A 22,591-nucleotide genomic window follows, 5' to 3' on the forward strand; every position below is an offset into this window, starting at 1 on the left:
GGGGATGGTCCCATCCAGTGAGAGAAATCGTCTCATCTGGAGTGGTGCTCCCCGCGCACGCGGGGATGGTCCCACCGCGCACACCAGCAGTTCGACCGCGGACAGGTGCTCCCCGCGCACGCGGGGATGGTCCCCCGCTGGAGTGGCCGGCGGCCGAGCTGGCGGTGTGCTCCCCGCGCACGCGGGGATGGTCCCGGCATCAGCCTCGGCACCTACACCGATGCGATGTGCTCCCCGCGCACGCGGGGATGGTCCCAGGCCGACGTCCTGCGCGGCCGTGGCGGCCTTGTGCTCCCCGCGCACGCGGGGATGGTCCCCGGCGCACCCGCCTGCAGGCGAAGACCGGGCTGTGCTCCCCGCGCACGCGGGGATGGTCCCCAGTGGATCCGCCTGGAGGCGTACTGGTCCCGGTGCTCCCCGCGCACGCGGGGATGGTCCCGGCTCCCCCAGCGTCACCTCATTCGAGGCGGCGTGCTCCCCGCGCACGCGGGGATGGTCCCCGTCCGGCGCGCGTTTCGGCCGGCGACGTCGAGTGCTCCCCGCGCACGCGGGGATGGTCCCCGACTGAAGCGTGCTCGCGGTAGGGAGGAACGGTGCTCCCCGCGCACGCGGGGATGGTCCTGGTCCTGGACCCTGCGAACTGAAAGGGCGACCGTGCTCCCCGCGCACGCGGGGATGGTCCCGCGGCGGCCGATCAGGTGGTGGCGGGCAACTTGTGCTCCCCGCGCACGCGGGGATGGTCCCACGGCCGGGACTCCCGCGAATCCCTGCGGGCCGTGCTCCCCGCGCACGCGGGGATGGTCCCGCCTTGCCGCGCTCCTTGAAGCCGGGGGCGTTGTGCTCCCCGCGCACGCGGGGATGGTCCCAGGATGCCGAGGGTGAGCTGTGCGGCGCCGAGGTGCTCCCCGCGCACGCGGGGATGGTCCCACCCCCCAGTCGTCGGTGACGTCGAACAGCTTGTGCTCCCCGCGCACGCGGGGATGGTCCCGGGCTGGCGATTGCCTCGCTCGTGCTCGGGCTGTGCTCCCCGCGCACGCGGGGATGGTCCCTCGCGGCCGGCGTCGTCGCCGCCCTTGCGGGCGTGCTCCCCGCGCACGCGGGGATGGTCCCTCGCCCGGCAGCAACTTCGCGGTCCGCAACAAGTGCTCCCCGCGCACGCGGGGATGGTCCCTTGCCGGGCTTGACCTCGCGGCGGGCCCACCAGTGCTCCCCGCGCACGCGGGGATGGTCCCTGTCCGGTACGGCAGCCTCTACCGGCTCCCTTGTGCTCCCCGCGCACGCGGGGATGGTCCTTCGCGGGAGATGAGCTTTCCCCGGTCGTCGTAGTGCTCCCCGCGCACGCGGGGATGGTCCACTGTTACAGGAGAGACCGTGGAGTCCCTTGCGTGCTCCCCGCGCACGCGGGGATGGTCCTACAGCTTTCTACCCGTTGCCCCTCACGGGTATGTGCTCCCCGCGCACGCGGGGATGGTCCCCAGGTGCCGCCGGGGAGCTCGCGGTCGTGCAGGTGCTCCCCGCGCACGCGGGGATGGTCCCAGGAGATCGTGACCGGTGCGATCCCGCGCGACGTGCTCCCAGCGCACGCGGGGATGGTCCCGGCCACCGGCCGATGAACCGGCAGGCGTGGCAGTGCTCCCCGCGCACGCGGGGATGGTCCCGTCTCAATGTACAAGTCGGTCTCGCCGGGTTGGTGCTCCCCGCGCACGCGGGGATGGTCCTGGTCAACGCATGATCTTCCTCACGGTGCGTTGTGCTCCCCGCGCACGCGGGGATGGTCCCCATCTCATCCGGTGCGCCGCGGACACGCCGCCGTGCTCCCCGCGCACGCGGGGATGGTCCCTGAAGGTCGTGCTTCCGTGGTACCCCACGGTTGTGCTCCCCGCGCACGCGGGGATGGTCCCGCCGCGATTCCTGTGGCGTTCAAAGTGGCGGCGTGCTCCCCGCGCACGCGGGGATGGTCCCGTCAGCGATCTGAAGGGTCGGCCTTTGGCGCAGTGCTCCCCGCGCACGCGGGGATGGTCCTCGGGGCGTCCGGCGGCCGGCCACCGATCCAGTGCTCCCCGCGCACGCGGGGATGGTCCTGCTTGCCCATGGCGCGGAACCCTTCGGCGGTGGTGTGCTCCCCGCGCACGCGGGGATGGTCCCGACGTCCCCCGCGTGGTGACCCCGGCGGAGCGGTGCTCCCCGCGCACGCGGGGATGGTCCCCTGTCGGCCGGAGCCGTACGCAAGGCCCTGCCGTGCTCCCCGCGCACGCGGGGATGGTCCCCGCATCACTGGGGGGCAACTCCAGATCGGCCCGTGCTCCCCGCGCACGCGGGGATGGTCCCTACGTGATCAACCTGCCTGAAATCTGGTGGGAGTGCTCCCCTCGCGCGGGGATGGTCCCACGTATGCGCCCTGGTTGGCGACCTGGGAACCGTGCTCCCCGCGCACGCGGGGATGGTCCCGTCCAGTGTGACCGTGTGCCCGCCGTCGCCCTGTGCTCCCCGCACCCGGGATAGCCCATCACTCTTGGACAGACCCGCAGGAGTCGTGGCCTCTCCTCTTCAGTCGCGACCCTGATCATGCTATCTTCGTCCGTCAGATCAGCGAACGTGGCAAGTGCAACATGAAGGGCTCGCATGTGAACTCAGATTGGCCTCCGTTAGACCTCGGGACATTCGTCTTGCTGCTGTTCGCAGCCATAGTGGGTGGCCTGGCAGGCACACTCACCTACCTGTCGGGGGCTTCCCTTCCGCAAGCGCTGCTAGCAGGAGGAGCCGGCTTCGGAGCTGCGTTCCTATGGGCCAGATCGATCACCAAGCCGCCGAAAAAGTAGGTTTGCCCTGATCATCACGCCCACCGTGCCGTACAGCCCGGAAGCCGCGCCCCGGTATCGTCAGTCAGCCGAGGTGTCCTTTTGGGCGCAACGGCCTACTCCCCGCGCGAGGCGGGGATGGCCCCGTGGCTAGCGCAACATGTAAGTGCTCCCCGCGCACGCGGGGATACGTTCGCTTGGGGGCCAGCCGGAGGCAAGATCTCTCCCCCCGGAGGGGGGATCTTGCTCCTTCGGTGTCCTTATTAGGACGTTCTCTACAGCTCTCGGGATATTGCCGCGAGTTGTGCTCTTTAATGACCTCCATGCTCAATGACGAGCCGACGTTCCGGCAGTTCGCTGATGGGTTGTCGGCAGTAGCGTGTGCGGTCTGGGCCAAGCACGATCGGGACTCAGATGGCTGGTTGCCGTTGTGGCGGCACATGGCTGATAGCGGCGCGGTAGCCGAGTTGCTGTGGGACCACTGGCTTCCTCCCCAAGTTCACCGCGTGATCGCTGCTTGTCTTCCCGGCGGGGTGGAAGATGCACGCCAGCTTGCGATCTGGCTGGCGACCACTCACGACATTGGTAAGGCCACGCCGGCGTTCGCCTGTCAGGTAGAATCACTGGCTGCTGTCATGCGTGCGGCGGGGCTGGATATGCCGCTATACAAGCAGATGCCAGACCGCATACTCGGGCCGCACGGCTTGGCCGGCCAAGTACTACTTCAAGAATGGCTGATCGAGCGATGCGGCTGGGCGCGGTCCGCTGCTATGCAGTTCACGATCATCGCTGGGGGGCACCATGGTGTTCCACCGGCTTATGAGGATATTCGGCAGCTCAATGTTCACCCGGAGCTACTGCGCGCACCCAACTGTGCGTCGCTGTGGCACTCCGTGCAGTGGGAGATCCTCGACCTATGCACACAGACATGCGCGGTTCGGGACCGCCTAGCCGATTGGCAGGAGGTCAAGCTCACACAGCCGGCACAAGTACTGCTGACTGGGCTTGTGATCGTCGCGGACTGGATCGCCAGTAATCCGGACCTTTTCCCGTACTTTCCGGATGCTCCGCATCGTGGTCATGAGAAGCGGGTGGAAGCGGCCTGGCGTGGTCTCGATCTGCCGCTACCGTGGCGAGCATCGGAGTTCACGGGAGAGCCGTCCGCCCTGTTCACCTCCCGCTTTCAGCTGCCACCTGGCTCACGAATCCGTCCCGTCCAGGAGCGTGCAGTCGAGATGACGCGGGCCATGGCGTCGCCAGGCCTGCTGGTGATAGAGGCGCCCATGGGTGAGGGTAAGACAGAGGCTGCGTTGGCGGTCGCCGAGATCTTCGCGTCGCGTTCCGGGGCGGGTGGCTGCTTTCTCGCGCTGCCCACGATGGCTACGGGAAACGCCATGTTCCCTCGGATGACCGACTGGCTGCATAGGGTTCTTGACACGGAGGGGGAGCACGGGCCGAGGTCAGTGCTCCTAGCGCATTCCAAAGCGGCGTTGAATGACCACTACGCCGAGTTAGTACGCGCTGGTCATCGGGGCGTACGCGGGGTGGAGTCCGACGGCAGGGAGGATCACTGGAGTCACCGGGGTGACCGCAGGGTCTCGTCCGCTGAGCTCGTGGCGCACCAGTGGCTGCGTGGCAAGAAGAAGGGCATGCTGGCCTCGTTCGTGGTGGGCACGATCGACCAGTTGCTGTTCATGGGGCTGAAGAGCCGGCACCTGGCGCTACGTCACCTCGCCTTAGCAGGCAAGGTCGTCATCATCGACGAGGCGCACGCCTACGACACGTACATGAACTCTTACCTGGACCGGGCGCTGTCGTGGCTGGGTGCCTACCGGGTGCCGGTCGTGGTGCTATCTGCCACGTTGCCGGCGCGACGCCGCCGCGAGCTGGCCGAGGCATACGCGGGGACGTCCGCAGGCGACGCTCACTTCGATGAGGTGGAGCGCGCGGATGGCTACCCTCTGTTGACGGCCGTCCAGCCGGGTCGCCCCCCGGTCACCGAGACCGTCAAGGCGTCTGGTCGCAGTGTGGAGGTGCGCCTTGAGCGGATACAGGACGATCTTGGTGTTCTGAGCGGCCGCCTGGCCGAGGAACTCTCCGAGGGCGGGTGCGCCCTGGTGATCCTGAACACTGTGGACCGCGTTCTTGAGACGGCCGAGTACCTGCGCGAACGCTTCGGCGCTGAACGGGTCACCGTGGCTCACGCTCGCTTTCTGGATCTTGACCGCGCAGAAAAGGACGCCGACCTGTTGAAGCGTTTCGGCCCACCAGACAAGAGTTCCGGGCACAGGCCCCCTGGCCTTCACATCGTGGTGGCGAGTCAGGTGGCGGAGCAGTCCCTTGACATCGACTTCGACCTCCTTGTTTCGGATCTCTGTCCTGTTGACCTGCTGTTGCAGCGCATGGGCCGGCTGCACCGGCACCGACGAGGGGAAGGGCAGTGTGAGCGCCCGCTGCGGTTGCGTACGGCCCGCTGTCTGTTGACCGGCGCTGATTGGGAGGCAGTCCCGGTTGAGCCTGTACGCGGATCGCGCCGGATCTACCGGATGCATCCGTTGCTGCGGTCGGCGGCCGTGCTGGAGCCGTTCCTTTCGGGAACATCAGAGACGGGGCAAGTGGTACGCCTTCCCCAGGACATCAGCACGCTCGTCCAGCGCGCGTATGGGAACGAGCGGATCGGTCCTGAGGCGTGGCAGGAGGCGATGGATCGAGCGTGGGCCGACCAGGAGCTGCATCGCGCCGATCAGGTGGAGAGGGCGGAGGGGTTCCGGCTCAACGGTGTGGGAAAGGCTGGCCGGGCGCTGATCGGCTGGGTGGATGCCGGGGTGGGGGACGCCGACGATAGCCGTAAGGGGCAGGCGCAGGTCCGCGACAGCAGGGAGACCTTGGAGGTGCTCGTCATACAGCGCCGAGCAGACGGAACGCTGGTCAGCATGCCGCACCTGAGCGAAGGACGCGGCGGGCTGGCATTGCCCACCGACTCAGTGCCGGAACCGCGTCTGGCGCGCATCGTGGCGGCGTCCGGTCTCCGGTTGCCGTTCCAGTTCTCGATCCCACAGATCATGGACCGTGCCATCGAAGAGCTGGAGGCCGAATGCGTTCCGGCGTGGCAGGCAAAGGAGAGCCATTGGCTGGCCGGCGAGCTGATCTTGATGTTCGACGAAGAATGTCGGACCCGGTTGGCAGGCTACGACTTGCATTACACCCCCGACGATGGGCTGAAGGTGACTCATGCCGCGTGAACAAGCCACCGGGTCATTCGATCTGACCAGCGTCAAGTGGCTGCCGGTGCTGCGCGAGGACGGAACAGGGGATGTGTTGTCCCTGAGGGAGGTCTTCGAGCAGGCCGGCGAGTTGCGGCGACTGGTGGGCGACGTGCCCACCCAGGAGTTTGCACTGCTGAGGCTGCTCCTGGCGGTCCTGCACGATGCAATCGACGGGCCGGGGGATGTTGAGGAGTGGCAGGAGCTTTGGGATGGTGGGCTGCCGATCGGGCGCATCACGAAGTACTTGGCCGACCACCGGGAGCGCTTCGATCTGCTCCACCCTCAGACGCCGTTCTTCCAGACCGCTGGCCTGCGCACGGCCACGGGCGAGTTCACCTCGCTGGATCGCATCGTCGCCGACGTGCCCAACGGAGCACGGTTCTTCACGATGCGGGCCCACGGCACCCCGCGGCTCAGTTTCGCCGAGGCCGCCCGCTGGCTCGTGCACGCGCATGCCTTCGACACTTCCGGGATCAAGACCGGCGCCGTGGGCGACCCTCGGGTCAAAGGCGGCAAGGTCTACCCGCAGGGTGTCGCCTGGGCCGGTTCCCTGGGTGGCGTGTGCGTCGAGGGCGAGAACCTACGCGAGACATTGCTGCTCAACCTAATCGCCTTCGATACCGACACCCTGCGCATCGGCCCCGACCCTGACCTTCCGGCCTGGCGGAGGCCACCGGCGGGTGCTGGGCAGATGGATCCGGTGGCGCTGAGCCGCCGCCCGGCCGGGGTGCGGGATTTGTACACCTGGCAGTCCCGGCGGGTGCGCTATGTGTACGACGCCGATGGCGTGTACGGGGTCATTCTCGCCTACGGCGATCCTCTGACCCCGCATAACCGGCATGATCGCGAGCCGATGACCGGTTGGCGGCGCAGCGAGGCCCAGGAAAAGAAGCTCGGCCAGGCGCAGGTGTACCTGCCGCGTGAGCACGATCCCAGCCGTAGTGCTTGGCGCGGGCTGGGGGCGCTGGTCGCCGGACGCACACAGTGGAGCGCGCAGCGGGGTGAGGCCGCGCAGATCGTACGGCCCCGGATCCTGGACTGGGTTGCCCGCACGACCATCGAGGGCGATCTGCCTCCGGACTTCTTGATCCGGGCCCGGCTGTTCGGCGCCGTCTATGGCACCCAGCAGTCGGTCATCGACGAGGTGATCGATGACGCCGTGACGATGCCCCTGGTGCTGCTACGCCACCGCGATACCGGCCTCGGGGAGGCCGCCATTGGCGCGGTCAGGGATGCCGAGGACGCGGTGACCGCACTCGGTGACTTCGCCGCCGACCTGGCCCAGGCCGCCGGCGCCGAGCAGGCTTCCGCCAAGGAGAGCGCGCGTTACGTCGGCTTCGCCGCCCTCGATGAGCCGTTCCGTGTCTGGCTCGCCGGGCTTCGCCGCGACGATGACCCTCAGGAGCAGCGCACCATGTGGCAGAGGCAGATTCACCGGATCATCGGCCGGCTGGGTGCCGATCTTGTACGGGACGCGGGCGACGCCGTGTGGGAGGGGCGCGTCATCGAAACCCGCGCCGGCCAGAAGGTGTGGCTGAACAACTCCCGAGCCGATCTGATGTTCCGTGCTCGGCTAAGCAAGGCACTGCCCGCAGCCGCTGTGGACGGAACAACGGCCGAGCCACAGCTCAATGAGAGCGAGCAAAACCATGTGGAGGCACCGTCATGACCTCAACACCCCCCACCACCGACCGCCGGCCCGTCGCCGAGGTGATCGGTGAGATCACCGGGGCATACATCGCCGGATTGCAGCGCGGCTACCTCCAAGACCGATCGGCCGCAGTTGCGGCGTTGGCCCAGCTCAGGCGAGGCGCCGGCAAGGTTCCGGAAGAAATGCCCGACCTATGGGGTATGACCGGCACCGAGGGCCTGTTCACCAATAACGAGGTGCCCGAACACGAATGGGAGAGGGCCGAGGCCGCTCACTTCCTGGCGGTGACCCTCTACGCCCTGCACCAGCAGTCCCGGCCTGATAAAGGCATGCACCGGCGACACCGTGACGCCGAACTCGGGGCCGCCGTGCGCCAGTTGATGTCCAACGGGGAGATCGACGACGGAATCCGACGGCGGTTCGTCCGGGTGGGGACCGCTTCCACCTCTGAGGCGCTTGCCGATCGACTGCGTGAGATCGTCTCGTTGCTCCGCGGCAAGTCCATCCCGCTCGATTACGCGCTCCTGGCAGGGCAGCTCTACCAAGCTCAGCTCCCGGACGGAATACGCAAGGTACGCCACCGCTGGGGCCGCAGTTTCCACGCTTACCGGCCCAGCACCCCCGCCACGCCCGGTGACGCCGGATCCCCCGAAAAGGACGTGTGATGATCCGCACTCGAACGATTCTCGAAGTCCACGCGCTCCAGACCGTCCCGCCCAGCTGTCTGAACCGCGACGCAACCGGTTCGCCCAAGAGTGCGACTTACGGAGGCGTGCCGCGGGCGCGAGTCTCCAGCCAGGCATGGAAGCGGGCCACCAGGCGCGGCTTCCACGAACTGCTGGATCCCAGCGAACTCGGCGTCCGAACCCGCCGGGTCGCCGAACTGCTGGCCGAGCGGATCACGCGCCTGGACGGCTCAATTGAGCAGGCGCAGGCGTGGGCCCTGGCCGCCGAGGCTATCCAGACCGCGACCGGCTCCAAGATCGAGCCACCCAAGCGTAAGGCAGACACCTCCAAGGACAAGCAGGGCCCAACGCCGGCGCCGGAGTCCAAATACCTCATGTTTCTGAGCGCCCACCAGTTGGACGGGTTGGCGGAACTCGCCGTCAAGGCCCATGGCGCCGGCAAGGACTTCTTCAAGGACAAGGCCACCAAGGACCTGGCCAAGCAGCTCGCCAACAGCCGCCACTCCGTCGACATCGCCCTGTTCGGCCGTATGGTGGCCGACGGCGCGGACATCAACGTCGACGCCGCCGCGCAGGTCGCCCACGCCATCAGTGTGCACCGGGCAGAGAACGAGGCCGACTACTACACCGCCGTGGACGACTACAAGACTCGCGAGACCGACGACCTGGGTGCCGGGATGATCGGCACGGTCGAGTTCAACTCCGCCACCCTGTACCGCTACGCCGCCGTGGACATCGACCTGCTCAGCCGAAACCTGGGCAAAGGGCTGCGGGAAGAAGAGCCGCTGACCGAGCCCGTCCGGCGGGCCGCCGAGGCCTTCGTTGAGTGCTTCCTGACTTCGCTGCCCACCGGAAAGATCAACACCTTCGGAAACCACACACTGCCGGAAGCGGTTGTGGTGAAGCTGCGTTCCACTCGACCGATCAACTTCGTGGGAGCTTTCGAGGAGCCGTGCCGCACCGATCCGCAAGTCGGGGGGTACATGCGAGAGGCTTGCGAACGGCTCGCCGACTACCTGCCCGACATGGAGCAGACATACGGCGTCTCTCTGGACACCCCCTGCTGGATCATGCGGGTGGGCAAGAACACCCAGGCGCTGGCCGGTTTCGGCACGGAACTGCCACTGCCGGAGCTGGTGACGACGATCGGAGCGGAGATCGCCCGGCGACAGGACGGCGCATGAGCGTCCTGGTGCTCCAACTCGCCGGGCCGTTGCAGTCCTGGGGGGCATCATCGCGCTTCGCCCGGCGCACCACCGAGCCCGCTCCCACCAAGAGTGGGGTGATCGGGCTGCTGGCCGCCGCACAGGGACGCTCCCGCACTGAGGAGTTGCATGGCCTGGTGACGCTGCGCTTCGGCGTGCGCATCGACCAGCCCGGCACCCCGCTGCGCGACTTCCAAACCGCCCACCGGTTCACCACTGGTGAGGCGCTGCCGGTCTCGGACCGCTTCTACTTGGCCGACGCCGTCTTCGTGGCGGCGGTTGAAAGCGATGACGGCGACCTGATCGAGGATCTGCATCGGGCGGTACGCGAGCCGGGCTTCCTGCCCTACCTGGGCCGCCGGTCCTGCCCGCCGGCGCGGCGAGTGGATCTCGGCTTCCATCACGATCGCACGCTAAGTGAGGCACTGCAGCAGGAACCATGGCGGGCCGCCCCCTGGTACCAGCGCCGTCACCGCAACGAGGCCTCCGTCACCCTGACGCTCTTAGAGGAGGCCACGTCGGCGGACGGGCCGGTGGACACCCTGCGGGACCAGCCCATCAGCTTCGACCCGCTGCACCGCCAATATGCGCTACGCGGCGTACGCAACAGATCGTGCACCGTGGCCAACCCCGCATGCCGCGCCGTGCGAGCTGCGATCCCCAACCATGACCCGACATCCGTCCTGGGAGGCGCGTAATGCATATGACCCGATTCCGGTTCAACACCGCGCGCATCGGGGCCCGCCGGGTGTTGTCCTCGCCGCAGATGCTGCACGCCGCAGTCATGTCCTCTTTCGCTGAGATCCCCGAGCCCGGTGAGGACGGTGAGCGAGTACTTTGGCGGATCGACCACAACAGCAAGGCGGAGACGTACCTGTACCTGGTCAGCCCAGACAAACCCGATCTCACCCATCTGGTGGAGCAAGCCGGCTGGCCTAAGACCGGAGGCTGGCAGACCTACGACTACGGGTCATTCCTGTCGCGGCTCGCCACCGGGCAGCGGTGGGCATTCCGGCTCACGGCCAACCCAGTCCACACCGCGCGCCGCAGGGATGACGAGCCCACCAAGCTCACCGCACACGTCGGCCTACGCCACCAACGCGACTGGCTGCTGAAACGCCAAGAGAACGCCGGCTTCAAAGTGGTGGAGAAGCCACCGGAGCGGCGTCTGGCTCCCCAGGACGAACATGAGCTGATCGTGCACGACCGTCGCCAACTCGCCTTCAGGAAGAGCGGGCAGCGGCAGCAGGTGACGCTGGTCACGGTGACCTACGATGGGCGCCTGGAGATCACCGATGTCGAGGCGTTCCGGCGCACTCTCGTCCGCGGGCTGGGAAAGGCCAAGGCATACGGCTGCGGCCTCATGACCTTGGCCGAGGCGTAGCCCGTTGAGCACGGTTGGCCGACGCGGCGCATCTTCACCGCGCGAGCTCACTCGCATGGGCGACCGGATCTCGTTTGTCTACCTGGAGCGGTGCACCCTGCATCGTGAGGACAACGCCATCACCGCCGAAGACGCCAACGGCATCACCCACATCCCCTCCGCCACCATCGGCACCCTGCTGCTCGGCCCCGGCACTCGTGTCACCCATCAGGCGATGAGTGTGCTGGGTGACAGCGGAGCGGGTGTGGTCTGGGTCGGAGAGCAAGGCGTGCGGTTCTACTCGGGCGGGCGATCCCTCAACCGCTCCTCCGCCTTGGTCCAAGCACAGGCCACCAAGTGGGCTAACCGCCGCACCCGTCTGGAGGTCGCCCGCGAGATGTACCGCATGCGCTTCCCCGGCGAGGATGTGACCGGCCTGTCCCGACAGGAACTTCTGGGCCGGGAGGGCCGTCGGGTCAAGGACTGCTACCGCACTCAAGCTGAACGGGTCGGCCTATCCTGGAGCGGCCGCGTCTACCAGCCCGGCGACTTCAACTCCGGCGACCCGGCCAACCAGGCGGTGACCGCAGCCGCCCAGTGCATGTACGGCATCGCTCAGACCACCGTCACCGCGCTGGGCTGCGCTCCCGGGCTCGGCTTCATCCATTCTGGGCACGAACTGGCTTTCGTGCTGGACATCGCGGACCTGTACAAGACCGAGATCGCGTTGCCGATTGCTTTCGACGTGGCGGCCCAAAGCCCGGATGACGTCGGCTCGCGTACCCGTCGAGCCATACGTGATCACGTCAACAGCGTTGGGCTGTTGCGTCGATGCGTGGAGGACATCAAGCACCTCATCCTCGCCGAGGCTGCCGCCGCCGGTTTCGCCGCCGGCGACGACATCGACCACGTCACCCTACAGAGCGACCACGGCGCTGAAGTGGAATCGGGTCGTAACTACGGCGACGACAACGTGTACGAGGTGGACTGGTGACCATCGTCGTCCTCACCCGCTGCCCCGCCGGATTGCGCGGCTTCCTGACCCGCTGGCTGATGGAGATCTCACCCGGAGTGTTCATCGGCAGCCCGTCCGCGCGCATCCGCGAGGCGCTCTGGACCGAGGTGCAGCAGTACGCGGACACTGGGCGAGCCCTGCTGGCCTACACCACCAACAACGAGCAGGGCTTCACCTTCGAGACCCACGATCACAAATGGCAACCCGTAGACCACGAGGGACTCATCCTGATCCGCCGGCCGAAGGAGACACCTGCGGTGACTGCGGCGCCTTCTCCCAGCGGTTGGAGCAACGTCTCCAAGCGCCGCCGATACCGGCAACGCTGAACACCTTGTTTGCCACACAGCCGTCCCACCGGTACCAGCCTCAAACGCGATTCTTCCAGTTTTACCTGGTCTGTGTAGTTATGAGTTCATTCAGGCATTTTTCGCATTCACGGGCAATAATCTCGGTTCTTGAAAGTGATGAAAACACGCCCCTGCGGCAGGAAGAAGCGCAGGTCGGTGAGTGTGCTCCCCGCGCACGCGGGGATGGTCCCTCATGACCGCATGGGCCAAAGCGCTCGGCGTGGTGCTCCCCGCGCACGCGGGGATGGTCCCCACCAGATGTGGTTCTTCGGCACCCCGCCCGAGTGCTCCCCGCGCACGCGGGGATGGTCCCGTGTCGCCGCGCGACAAGTTCGGCCTGGCTGCGTGCTCCCCGCGCACGCGGGGATGGTCCCCTCTCCATTGGTCCTGTCAGTGATGCCTTCAATGTGCTCCCCGCGCACGCGGGGATGGTCCCCACTGGAACTCTGCTAGCTCGTCTCCGCAAGGGTGCTCCCCGCGCACGCGGGGATGGTCCCCAGCCGGTGACCACGCTGGCCGGGGCCTCGGCGTGCTCCCCGCGCACGCGGGGATGGTCCACGATCATGAGGCCGACTCGGAACACTCCTCGCGTGCTCCCCGCGCACGCGGGGATGGTCCCTCCGTGACTACTGACCAGCAGGGCGACCTCCGGTGCTCCCCGCGCACGCGGGGATGGTCCCCTGGCGCCGACCTGCGGAAAGTTGGGAGTGTTGTGCTCCCCGCGCACGCGGGGATGGTCCCCTAGACAGTCGATAACTTAGAGCCCCGGACCTGTGCTCCCCGCGCACGCGGGGATGGTCCCAGCGATCCGTTGGCTCTGCTGCGGACGCTCACGTGCTCCCCGCGCACGCGGGGATGGTCCCATCTGGGCCGCCACGGCCGGCTCCAGCTCCAGGTGCTCCCCGCGCACGCGGGGATGGTCCCTCGACGTCTGCGACCTCGCGGTCCGTCAACAGGTGCTCCCCGCGCACGCGGGGATGGTCCCAGGCGGTGGCGCTGACACGTGTCGCCCCGGTTGTGCTCCCCGCGCACGCGGGGATGGTCCCGGGTCGGTGCCGTTGCGGTAGACGGGCAGGTAGTGCTCCCCGCGCACGCGGGGATGGTCCCCGGGACCGGAGCTCGCCGATCTGCCCGAGGATGTGCTCCCCGCGCACGCGGGGATGGTCCCTGGATCCTCAACCGTGGGCGCATCGTCTCCATGTGCTCCCCGCGCACGCGGGGATGGTCCCCTTCAGGATCAGGATCGTAGGCAGTTGGTTGAGTGCTCCCCGCGCACGCGGGGATGGTCCCCAGCCGAGGTTACCTACGAGGAGTGGGAGATTGTGCTCCCCGCGCACGCGGGGATGGTCCCCAAGGTGATCGCACTTGACGCGCGGTGCATGGGTGCTCCCCGCGCACGCGGGGATGGTCCCCGGCCCTTTCCATCACGGCCGTCCATACGTCGGTGCTCCCCGCGCACGCGGGGATGGTCCCCAGCTCCAGCAGGCCATCGCCGCGTCCATCGAGTGCTCCCCGCGCACGCGGGGATGGTCCCTGCGCGACGGGGGCGAATCGGGGCATCGCAGGGTGCTCCCCGCGCACGCGGGGATGGTCCCGGGTTGTATGAGGCGACGATCAGCTTCCGGGGGTGCTCCCCGCGCACGCGGGGTTGGTCCCACCTCGGCCAGAATGCCCAGACCCTCGGGGCTGTGCTCCCCGCGCACGCGGGGATGGTCCCTCCACCGACTGGACGCCGATTACGAACGGCCTGCGCTCCCCGCGCACGCGGGGATGGTCCCATCTCCTGCGCCGTCTTGAACTCATGCGCGCTGTGCTCCCCGCGCATGCGGGGATGGTCCCAGCTCCGGGCTCTCGTGCCCGGACAGGAAACCGTGCTCCCCGCGCACGCGGGGATGGTCCCGCCGGATCGGGGTCGGCCGGCCACACGTCGTAGTGCTCCCCGCGCACGCGGGGATTGGTCCCTGCGTTTGGGTGCCTTGGTGAGCGCCATGGTTGTGCTCCTCCGCGCACGCGGGGATTGTCCCGGGATCGAGCTCGCGATCGTGTCCAAGACGCTGTGCTCCCGCGCACGCGGGGTGTTGACGTCGCTCGAACCGTGACCCCGTGGCGGCGGGCGGGTTCCAGTATTTGTCGCAACACTCCTGGTATGCGAAGGGTGTGGGGTTGGCGAGACGGCAAGCGGCAGCTGGAGCTTGAGTACTGGAGACCCCCCTCATCTCCCCTTCGTCCGCAACGCCACGAGCAGTGTGATCATCGCATGTCGGCGATAGTCACATTCTGGGGACGGCTACATGCCGCCAATTCACAACCATTGGCGAATAGTCAGTGCGGCGAATCGTCCCAGAATGGATCGAAAAGCGGTACCACGCCTAGCGATGGCAAGGCCCGACGAAGGAGGGCTGCGGCAGTCGATCGCCCCGCCATCAATCCAGCGGCACCGAAGTCAGCGATCGTCACGGCCTCCGCCAATCCTTCTCGCTGTCGCGATCAATTGGCTCGGAGGTGAGCTACAGACAGCGGAGATGACAGACCTACCGTCAACTAGGCCGACTCAGCCGTCCTGAGCGCGTGGGCGGTGCGGGCCGCGACCGGCCGAAGAGCCGCAGCGCGGCCAGCGACCGCCCGACGCGCGGCGGACCGCGCAGCGGACCGCCTTTAATGACGGGAAGAAAGTTCTCATCCGGTAAAGCGGGCGAGTCTGGTTCGCTGTCGCTGGAGTGCTCCGCCTAGCTGGCGGATTACTCGGCTGTCGAGGGCGCATGCTCGTCTGGCTCGGTGACGAATGAGCCCATGCCGGGCTCGGTGTGGATGAGGCCGTCTGCTCGTAGGGCGCGCATGACCTTCTGGGCGGTGGCGTTGGCGATACTGAACTCTTCGACAAGGTCGATGAGGGAGGGGATGCGTTCGCCTGGCTTGTACTGGCCGGAGCGGATGCGCTCGCGCATGATCGCATGGACCTGTCGCCACCTGGGCTGATTCGGCTTCAGCTCGATCATGAGGCAACCGTAGGAAGCTATGACGCGCCTGGCGATGGACGGCACGCTATAGCGCGCTATGGCTTGTCGTGCTTATGATGCCCGCATGGAAGCACCGGACCGGGACCCCCGCGAGGGGTCGGAGCGGGTTCTGCCTGGCCAGTTGGATGTGAGTACGCCCAGCGTGGCGCGGATGTACGACTACTACTTGGGCGGTAAGGACAACTTCGCGGTTGATCGGGAGCGTGCCGAGGAGGTGATCCGGCAGTCTCCGCATGTGCCGTTGATGGCTCGGGCCAATCGGGAGTTCCTGGGCCGTGCAGTGCGGTTCCTGGCCGGTGAGGCCGGTATCCGACAGTTCGTCGACATCGGGACAGGGCTGCCCACGCGAGAGAACGTTCACCAGGTGGCTCAACGCACCGATCCTCGTTCGCGGGTGGTCTACGTCGACAACGACCCGATCGTGCTGGTGCACGCTCGCGCGTTGCTGGCCGATAACCCGAACACGCACGTGATGCCCGGCGACTTGCGTCGGCCCTGGGAGATCCTGGGCGATCCGCACGTCCGTGGTGTGATCGACTTCGCGGAGCCGGTGGCGGTCCTGCTGTGCGCCATCCTGCATTTCGTCGCCGACAAGGAAGACCCGTATGGGATCGTCTCGACGCTGATCGAGGCGATGGCGCCGGGTTCGTACCTGGTGATCTCGCACGCGGAGCGGCACAGGGAGCTGAGCGGGGCAACCGATTCCTACCGCGGTGCGAGCGCTCCGGCGGTGCTGCGTTCCTGTGTGGAGATCGCCGAGTTCTTCGACGGCTTGCAACTGGTTGCGCCGGGGGTGGTCTATCTGCCGTTGTGGCGGCCGGACGGGCCGCTGTTCTTCGAGGACAACCGCGTACGGGCCTACGGCGGGATAGGGCGCAAGCCGTGACCGCTCCTGGGCCGGCGGGCGCACAGATTCCGGTCGTCGGAGGCTCCTCGGCGCGGCGTTCCCCGGCCACCGTGGCCGCGCTGCGGTTGAGCCGGGAGTTGGAGTCTTTCGGGATCACCGCTGACCCGCACGAGGGTGATCGTGTGGCGGCGCTGTCGGTCTGCGCGGGCTTGGTCATCTGGTGCGAGAGCGGTCCTGGTGGCCTGCGTTACCGCTGGTGGACCGGCCGCGTATCCGAGCGTACCGGGCGGTGGGTCTACACCTGGTGTTCCACGCATGCCCCCGAATCCGCGGCGCGGCGCGTAGCCATGCGCTACCGGGAACTGCGGGGGCTCAACGCTGAGAGCGGGTCTGGTCGTGGCTGAGGTGGAGATCGTCTGGGTGACGTCGGGCAAGGTGCACGCTTTGAGACATGGGATGGTCGGCGGGGTGCGGGCCTTCACCTTGGACATGATCTGCCGGCCTTACGAGCTGCACTGCAAGCTGCCCGGTCCCAAGGGTGCCCAGGAGATCGAGAGGTTCGCCAGCGAGGAAGCCGCCTACGCGCGGGCGCGTGACAAGGTCGCCGAGTTCCTCGAACTGTTCGGCCAGCCACTTCCGGCGGCCGCCTCGACGCAAGGCGGGCCATGACCGCGCCGATCGCCTACCGGGACCATGCCGCGATGAACGCTTCTCGACGGCCGTTGCCGTTGAGTGGCCCCGGTGGCCGAGAGGGCGGCGACTGTGCGCACCTGCGGGTGCGCTGGACCTGGATCTGGCCCTACGTCGGCCACCTGCCGGGCGGCGCCACCTGCGGGGACTGCGGCACCTGGTGGCGACTGGACCTCATCCCGCCGGCCGTGCTTGAGTGTCTTCCGGCAGCGGGCGCGCCGCGTGAGGAGACGGGGCGGTGAGGGCTTGGAACGCGTCGGCGATCTCGCGGGCTGCCTGGTCGGGGCCGATGTGGTCGGTATGGAGTCGAAGATGAAAGAAATCCTCGTCGCTACCGGTCTCCAGGTCGGTGAGCGTCTCGTCCCACGCGGCCAGGCGCTGGGCGGTGTCGACGTCCCCGCGGTGGCGCGACCGTTGCTCGCAGACCTCCCGTGGAACCCACAGCAGGACGCGCAACCAGGGGTCTCGCCCGACGAGGCGGCGCAGATCGGCGACGTTCCCGATATGGGCGACCGGGATGAGCCCGGCCTGGCCCATGTCGTCGACCTCCGCGCGGTCGATGGCGTAGGTGTTGCCGTACCGGTGGTTCTCGGCGACGGTGCGGCCGGCCTGGCGCAGCTCGTCGAGTCGGGCGGCGGTGACGAGGTGGTACTCCTCGGCTCGCCCGGTGCCGACCTTGAGCTTACGCAGCAGCCGAAACCGGGGGTCGAGCCGGTGAAGGGCCTGAGTGGTGGTGCTCTTGCCGCTGGTGGGCGGGCCGTACAAGACGACCCCTGTTGGTGGCGTCACGCGAGGATGCGCTTGAGCGCGTCGCGGGTCTGGTCGGCAAGGCTGATGGCCGAACCTAGCCGGTTGTCGACGGTGAGGTGTGCGGTGGACGGGGCCTTGTCGGTGTCCAGGCCGGCGACGTACTGCTCCCAGTTGGCCAGCTTCCACGCGTCCCGCGCGGCGCCCCGGAACTCGATGTACTCGCGCATGGACTCCGGATCGCAGCGAACCCAGATCGCGGCGACGTCGATGCCCTTGGCCGCGCACCGGTTCTCCAGCCGGGTGAACCACGCCTCGTCGCGCAGTTCGGTGATGAACGGCGCCGAGAGGATCGCCGAGGTCCCGCAGTTGAGGTTGTCCCACGCCGATTCCATCAGGCACCGGTACTCCAGCGGCCGTACCTCGGCCAGGTACAGCTCGGTGTGCCGGTCGTTGGCGTCGCTGCCAAGGGAGATGAGCAGCCGTTCGGCCATGGACCGGGTGAGGGAGTCCTTGTCCAGGAACGCCCAGCCGGTGATGTCGGACAGGAACCGCGAGAACTCGGTCTTGCCCGATCCGGCATATCCGCCCACCAGAACGAGGATGGGCTTGGGGCTTCCTCCCCCGTGGCGCCGGCGCCACGCGTCGACCACGCGGGCGCGTAGAGCGGCCTGGGGAGAGCTGTCGCTCTGGATGCCGTCGACAGAGACTTTGGTGAACGCCTCCTCGATGACCAGGGCGGCGGCGTTGTCGGCGGCAGGGTCGACGGGCGCAGGCAATTCGGAAATCACGATTTCCGCTTTCTGTGATTCACCGGGCAACGGCAGACGAAATCCAAGCTCGGGTTCGGTGGCCTGATACAGCAGGCAGTACGCGCGGCGGTAGTGCGGGCCGGGGTAAATCGACCCGTTCTCATGTCCCCAGATGGTCTGGAAGTTAGCCGCCGGCACGGTGAGGCCGTGGCGCTCGGCCGTCTGGCGTAGCTTGTCGCCTGCTCCTTCGAGGGTCAGGCCGTGAGCCTCGCGATGCTCCCGAAGCTTGGCGGGGGTCCAGCCTTGGCGCTGGGTCGTCTTCAAGTGCGTCCCTTCACGTTCACGCTCGGGGGAAGCGGGCAGTTTCGGCGGTGCATGTGAAAACGCTCGTGTAAACCGCTGATGAGACGGCGTGAAGAAGCTTAACTAGAGCCGCGTGATACAGAAAAGCCCGTGATCACGGTGAACTTAGGTCATCCCCCAGGGACGCAAACCCGCAGGGCAGGGAGGCCACCGTGAACATCAGAGCAGAGCAGCAGATCGCCGATGAGCTGGCCGCGATACGCGCTGAGCTGGACGAGCTTACGTGTCGCGCCGGCCAGATCGCTTCGGCTCTTGGAAGACAGCCGCCTCAAGATCGGCAAGCCGGTTTCCCAGGTCGCCGAGAGCGGCCCGGATCTCGGCAAGCTGATCCATGATCTGACCGTTGCCGGCTGCCGGCTGAGCATCGACCTCTGCCGGGTCGCGGACGAACACGCCCTTGCCTTGCTGGCCGATCACGAACCCTTCGGTTCGCAGCACGCTGATCGCTGACTTCACCACGCTGGCCGAGACCTCGTAGCGCTGGCAGAGCTGGGCGATCGACGGCAACGCCTGCCCCGGCGGCAAGGCGCCGGATCGGATCTGCCCGCGTAGCTCGTCGGCTATCTGCAAGTAGCCGGGCCGGCCGGTGTTCTGCACCATCGCTCGCTCCTTCGCTCCTCCCAAGTTCACCACGCCACGAATCTCCTGCCAACCAAGCGCCCATAGAACTCCTTGACATCTTAGAATTCCAAGTGTTCCATGAGGCCTAAGAATCCCATCCGAGAGGAACCCCGACCATGCGCACCATCCCGATCCCCGTCGACACCAACAGGCTTCAGTTCACCTGCGTCAAGGCCGCACGGCCCCGCCTGGTCAACAAGGAGACCGGCGAGATCAAGAAGGACAAGAACGGCAACATCGTCTACGAGGTCACGGTGACGGTCGAAGACGACTTCGGCCGCCTGGAACTCCTCAAGATCGGCATCTCGGCCGAGCCGGACATCGCCCCGGGCGACGAGATCACCCCGGTCGGCCTCATCGGCTACGTGTGGGAGCAGACCATCCAGGGGGCGAACCGCTGGGGCATCTCCTACAAGGCCACATCGTTCGTCCGTGCCACCTCGGGCATGCCCGAGGGGGTGGCGTGATGAGCATCCTCGACGTCATCCCCCCTCCGCTGCTCATCGCCCTCGGCGTCATGGTCGCCCTGCGCCTGTGGAAGCGCTTGGGGCCGGTGTCGTTCTGGTACCTGGTCGGGTTTCCGCTCAAGGCGGTACGGCTGCGCTGGACCTGGCGGCACGTCGCCTCCGGGTGCGGGCTCACCAAGAAGCGTCACCGCTGGTGGTTCACCGTCATCCCCAACATGGTCGCCTCGACCGGCGTCGTACGGGTCAAGCGGCGCTTTCAGCGGGTCGCGGTCGACACCAAACCGTGGATGAAGCTGCCCCGGCCGGTACGGCACGGGTGGCGCGTCACCTTCCACCTGCTCGACGGCCAGATCCCCGACGACTACGCCAAGGTGTGCGAGCGGCTCGCGCACGCCTGGCGGGTCGAAGCGGTCCGGGTGGTCGGCTCGCGGCCTGGCCGCGTCACCTTACAGGCGACCACGCGCGACCCTTTAGCCCACGTGATGCCGGCCATGCCTGCCGATGAGCCGGAGTCGGGCTGGACGGCTGCCGACCTGCTGCGGCCGGTGGTCGGCGTGCTGGAGACCGGCGCCCCCTGGCATCTGGACTTCCGGCTCATCCCGCACTGGATGAATGTGGGTGCGACCCAATCGGGCAAATCCAACCTGATCAACGCGCTGCTCGTGGCGCTCGCCCGCCAACCGGTCGCGATCATCGGGTTTGACCTCAAAGGCGGGGTCGAGTTGTCACCGTACGCGCCGCGGCTGTCGGCCCTGGTGACGACCAGAGCCGACGCGGTGAGGCTCCTGGCTGAGCTGATCGGGGTGATGGGCGCCCGGATGCTGGCCTGTCGCCGGCACGGCACCCGCGACATCTGGCAGCTTCCCGACGCGCTGCGGCCGATTCCCATCCTGCTCCTGGTCGACGAGCTGGCCGAGCTGTTCCTGACCGCCGACAAGGCCGAGAAGGACGAGGTCACCAAGACCGCTACCGCGCTGCTGCGGATCGCCCAGCTCGGGCGGGCCTTCGGTATCCACCTGGTGCTGTCCGGTCAGCGGATCGGCTCTGACCTCGGCCCCGGTGTGACCGCGCTGCGCGCCCAGATCGGCGGGAGGGTCTGCCACCGGGTCAACGATCCCGAAACCGCCGTGATGACCCTGGGCGACCTCGACCCTGACGCGCTGGTCGCCGCCCGGTCGATCCCGCCGGAGATGCCCGGGGTGGCGGTGGTGACCGGCGCCGATGGCCGCTGGACCCGTGCCCGGTCCGGCTACGTCTCCACCCTAGCGGCCGAACAGGCGGCCCAGACCTTCGCCGATCGGGCTCCGTCCTGGGAGCAGGTCAAGGCCAGCGGCCTGGGTCACGAGCTGGACAGCAACGCACATCCCGAGATCGCGGCCTGAAAGGAGAGGTTCCGATGAGCACACCTCGCGGACGTGCGGCCGATCTGGCCGGGTGGTTGCTGGACTCCGGGCCGGTGGCCGTGGTCGCCCTGATCGCCGGCGCGGGCTCCTTCACCCACATCCGCGACACCGCCACCCAGTACGGGCAAACCGGCTGGATGGCCTGGGCCGTGGCGGTCTGCGTCGATCTCACCTGCGTCATGGCCGCCCGCGAGCGACAGCGCGACAAGAAGACCGGCCGCGTACGGTCCGGCCTGGTGTCCTGGCCCACCCTCGTCCTGGTCGGCGGGATCGTGTTGTCCCTGGCCGCGAACCTGGCACAGGCCGACACCTCGGTCTGGGGGTGGGTCACCGCGGCAACCCCGGCCGTGGCGTTCCTGGTCGCGGTCTCCATGCTCGAACGCCGCGCCGTCCCAGGACCGTCCTCGTCCCCGGCCACCGTACCCGCACCGACCCCCGTCCCCGGCTCGTCCCCGCGCCCCGTCCCCGATCCGATCCCTTCGACGGCGCTCGTCCCCACCGCCGTCCCGCCCGTCCCCGTGACTGCTGCGTCCGTCCCCGTCCAGTACGGCGACACCGCAGGGCAGGACGACACCTCTCCGGCCTCTGGCGGGCTGCTCGACTACGCCCGGCGCGTCGCGGCCGAACATCACGCCCGGCACGGCAGACCGATCACTCGCGACACCCTGCGCGCCCGACTCGGTGTCTCCAACCAACTCGCCACCGAGCTATTGCGGCAACTGCGCAACATCCCCGACCCCGCATGACCCGAAGGGACCTCTCGTGATGGTTCGCACCCCCGACCGCCTGGCCGTCATCAACGGCCTGCGCGACCTGGCCGATTTCCTGGACACCAACCCCGATGTCCCCGCCCCTTGGGGGCCGATCTCCATCTACTTCTACCCCCTCGGTACCGACGAGGAGATCCGCGCCCAAGTCGACCACGTCGCCCGGCTGCTCGGCTCCGACGTGGACGCCGACGAGCTCGCGGTGGACCACTACTCGACGGGGATCACGTTCGGCATCGCCGAGTACAAGGCGGTGGGCCTGCTCGCCTCCTCCCGAGCCCGATGGGCCGCCCGCAGGAGCTACGAGGACTCCATCACCCTCGACACCGACCCCACCAACGCCGCCCCCGGCGCCTGAACGGAGAACCCCCATGCGCATCCGCCTCGACGGCACCCGCTCCGAGATCTCTTACGCGCTCTACCAGCTCCGCAAGATCTTCCGGGTCACCTCGATCTCCAACCCGCACCCCAACCGCGGGCGACGGTCGGACTACCGGCTCTACGCCCAGATCAACCCTCGCGACACGCGGGCCTGGAGGTAAGGGCGTGGACGAATTCACTGTGATCCGCTACCGCTGCGCCACCT

General features: G+C 67.8%; 20 protein-coding genes and 2 CRISPR repeat arrays (1 of these 22 running past the window's edge). Of the genes, 16 read left to right on the forward strand and 4 right to left on the reverse strand.

Annotated elements, in window-relative coordinates; all coding sequences use genetic code 11:
* A CRISPR array of direct repeats spans positions 1–2,328; the repeat unit is 29 nt; unit sequence GTGCTCCCCGCGCACGCGGGGATGGTCCC (it extends 17 nt beyond the left edge of the window).
* Positions 2,329–3,121: 793 nt separating this feature from the next.
* From cas3 to cas2e, 8 genes are read left to right on the forward strand one after another with little or no spacing between them, the layout of a single operon-like run.
* A complete protein-coding gene (gene cas3, locus ACOZ38_RS43550) occupies positions 3,122–6,040 on the forward strand; it encodes a CRISPR-associated helicase Cas3' (protein WP_424536670.1) in 2,919 nt (972 codons plus the stop codon).
* Positions 6,030–7,733 (forward strand): type I-E CRISPR-associated protein Cse1/CasA, encoded by a 1,704-nt coding sequence (casA, locus tag ACOZ38_RS43555; protein ID WP_424536671.1) that lies wholly within the window; start codon positions 6,030–6,032, stop codon positions 7,731–7,733. The genes cas3 and casA overlap by 11 nt, the downstream gene beginning before the upstream one ends.
* Entirely contained in the window at positions 7,730–8,380 is a 651-nt protein-coding gene (gene casB / locus ACOZ38_RS43560) for a type I-E CRISPR-associated protein Cse2/CasB (RefSeq protein ID WP_424536672.1), read from the forward strand. The genes casA and casB overlap by 4 nt, the downstream gene beginning before the upstream one ends.
* Positions 8,380–9,585 carry a type I-E CRISPR-associated protein Cas7/Cse4/CasC gene (cas7e, locus tag ACOZ38_RS43565; RefSeq protein ID WP_424536673.1) on the forward strand — a complete coding sequence of 402 codons (1,206 nt, stop codon included), beginning with the start codon at positions 8,380–8,382 and terminating at the stop codon, positions 9,583–9,585. The genes casB and cas7e overlap by 1 nt, the downstream gene beginning before the upstream one ends.
* Positions 9,582–10,304, forward strand: coding sequence for a type I-E CRISPR-associated protein Cas5/CasD (gene cas5e, locus ACOZ38_RS43570; protein ID WP_424536674.1), 723 nt, complete (start codon positions 9,582–9,584; stop codon positions 10,302–10,304). The genes cas7e and cas5e overlap by 4 nt, the downstream gene beginning before the upstream one ends.
* Positions 10,304–10,990, forward strand: a complete 687-nt coding sequence (gene cas6e / locus ACOZ38_RS43575; RefSeq protein ID WP_424536675.1) for a type I-E CRISPR-associated protein Cas6/Cse3/CasE — start codon at positions 10,304–10,306, stop codon at positions 10,988–10,990. Before cas5e ends, cas6e begins: the two co-directional genes overlap by 1 nt.
* Positions 10,991–10,994: 4 nt before the next feature.
* The gene (gene cas1e / locus ACOZ38_RS43580; RefSeq protein WP_424536676.1) at positions 10,995–11,963 is read left to right on the forward strand and encodes a type I-E CRISPR-associated endonuclease Cas1e; all 969 of its coding nucleotides are present in this window, start codon (positions 10,995–10,997) and stop codon (positions 11,961–11,963) included.
* On the forward strand, positions 11,960–12,310 hold the full coding sequence (cas2e, locus tag ACOZ38_RS43585; RefSeq protein WP_424536677.1) for a type I-E CRISPR-associated endoribonuclease Cas2e: 351 nt from the start codon (positions 11,960–11,962) through the stop codon (positions 12,308–12,310). The genes cas1e and cas2e overlap by 4 nt, the downstream gene beginning before the upstream one ends.
* A gap of 183 nt (positions 12,311–12,493) precedes the next feature.
* A CRISPR array of direct repeats spans positions 12,494–14,292; the repeat unit is 29 nt; unit sequence GTGCTCCCCGCGCACGCGGGGATGGTCCC.
* A 777-nt stretch (positions 14,293–15,069) separates the two neighbouring features.
* Here cas2e and ACOZ38_RS43590 read toward each other — a convergent pair.
* Complete coding sequence (locus ACOZ38_RS43590; RefSeq protein ID WP_424536678.1) at positions 15,070–15,327, reverse strand: GntR family transcriptional regulator; 258 nt, start codon at positions 15,325–15,327, stop codon at positions 15,070–15,072.
* Positions 15,328–15,412: 85 nt separating this feature from the next.
* On the opposite strand from ACOZ38_RS43590, the gene ACOZ38_RS43595 reads away from it, so the two are divergent.
* The 3 genes from ACOZ38_RS43595 to ACOZ38_RS43605 are packed head-to-tail and all read left to right on the forward strand — an operon-like array spanning position 15,413 to position 16,864.
* Positions 15,413–16,234 carry an SAM-dependent methyltransferase gene (locus tag ACOZ38_RS43595; RefSeq protein WP_424536679.1) on the forward strand — a complete coding sequence of 274 codons (822 nt, stop codon included), beginning with the start codon at positions 15,413–15,415 and terminating at the stop codon, positions 16,232–16,234.
* Positions 16,231–16,599, forward strand: a complete 369-nt coding sequence (locus ACOZ38_RS43600; RefSeq protein WP_424536680.1) for a hypothetical protein — start codon at positions 16,231–16,233, stop codon at positions 16,597–16,599. Before ACOZ38_RS43595 ends, ACOZ38_RS43600 begins: the two co-directional genes overlap by 4 nt.
* Positions 16,592–16,864 (forward strand): hypothetical protein, encoded by a 273-nt coding sequence (locus ACOZ38_RS43605; RefSeq protein WP_424536681.1) that lies wholly within the window; start codon positions 16,592–16,594, stop codon positions 16,862–16,864. Before ACOZ38_RS43600 ends, ACOZ38_RS43605 begins: the two co-directional genes overlap by 8 nt.
* Before the next feature lie 195 nt (positions 16,865–17,059).
* On the opposite strand, the gene ACOZ38_RS43610 is transcribed toward ACOZ38_RS43605, so the two are convergent.
* The 3 genes from ACOZ38_RS43610 to ACOZ38_RS43620 form a co-directional block, all read right to left on the reverse strand.
* Positions 17,060–17,674 carry a guanylate kinase gene (locus ACOZ38_RS43610; RefSeq protein WP_424536682.1) on the reverse strand — a complete coding sequence of 205 codons (615 nt, stop codon included), beginning with the start codon at positions 17,672–17,674 and terminating at the stop codon, positions 17,060–17,062.
* Positions 17,671–18,708 (reverse strand): AAA family ATPase, encoded by a 1,038-nt coding sequence (locus ACOZ38_RS43615; RefSeq protein WP_424536683.1) that lies wholly within the window; start codon positions 18,706–18,708, stop codon positions 17,671–17,673. The genes ACOZ38_RS43610 and ACOZ38_RS43615 overlap by 4 nt, the downstream gene beginning before the upstream one ends.
* A gap of 258 nt (positions 18,709–18,966) precedes the next feature.
* Complete coding sequence (locus ACOZ38_RS43620) at positions 18,967–19,347, reverse strand: winged helix-turn-helix domain-containing protein (protein WP_424536684.1); 381 nt, start codon at positions 19,345–19,347, stop codon at positions 18,967–18,969.
* A gap of 137 nt (positions 19,348–19,484) precedes the next feature.
* Between ACOZ38_RS43620 and ACOZ38_RS43625 the strand changes: the two genes are divergently transcribed.
* Genes ACOZ38_RS43625 through ACOZ38_RS43645 form a run of 5 tightly spaced genes read left to right on the forward strand, consistent with a single transcriptional unit; the run spans position 19,485 to position 22,547 of the window.
* Positions 19,485–19,835: a hypothetical protein gene (locus tag ACOZ38_RS43625; protein WP_424536685.1), complete on the forward strand. Its 351-nt coding sequence runs from the start codon at positions 19,485–19,487 to the stop codon at positions 19,833–19,835.
* A complete protein-coding gene (locus ACOZ38_RS43630) occupies positions 19,835–21,217 on the forward strand; it encodes an FtsK/SpoIIIE domain-containing protein (protein WP_424536686.1) in 1,383 nt (460 codons plus the stop codon). The genes ACOZ38_RS43625 and ACOZ38_RS43630 overlap by 1 nt, the downstream gene beginning before the upstream one ends.
* A 14-nt stretch (positions 21,218–21,231) precedes the next feature.
* On the forward strand, positions 21,232–21,984 hold the full coding sequence (locus ACOZ38_RS43635) for a DUF2637 domain-containing protein (RefSeq protein WP_424536687.1): 753 nt from the start codon (positions 21,232–21,234) through the stop codon (positions 21,982–21,984).
* A gap of 16 nt (positions 21,985–22,000) precedes the next feature.
* Positions 22,001–22,363 carry a hypothetical protein gene (locus tag ACOZ38_RS43640; RefSeq protein ID WP_424536688.1) on the forward strand — a complete coding sequence of 121 codons (363 nt, stop codon included), beginning with the start codon at positions 22,001–22,003 and terminating at the stop codon, positions 22,361–22,363.
* 13 nt (positions 22,364–22,376) lie between these two features.
* Positions 22,377–22,547: a hypothetical protein gene (locus tag ACOZ38_RS43645; protein ID WP_424536689.1), complete on the forward strand. Its 171-nt coding sequence runs from the start codon at positions 22,377–22,379 to the stop codon at positions 22,545–22,547.
* Positions 22,548–22,591 lie beyond the last annotated feature (44 nt).

This window comes from Sphaerisporangium viridialbum, assembly GCF_049674955.1.
In the GTDB taxonomy this organism is placed as follows: Bacteria; Actinomycetota; Actinomycetes; order Streptosporangiales; family Streptosporangiaceae; genus Sphaerisporangium; species Sphaerisporangium viridialbum.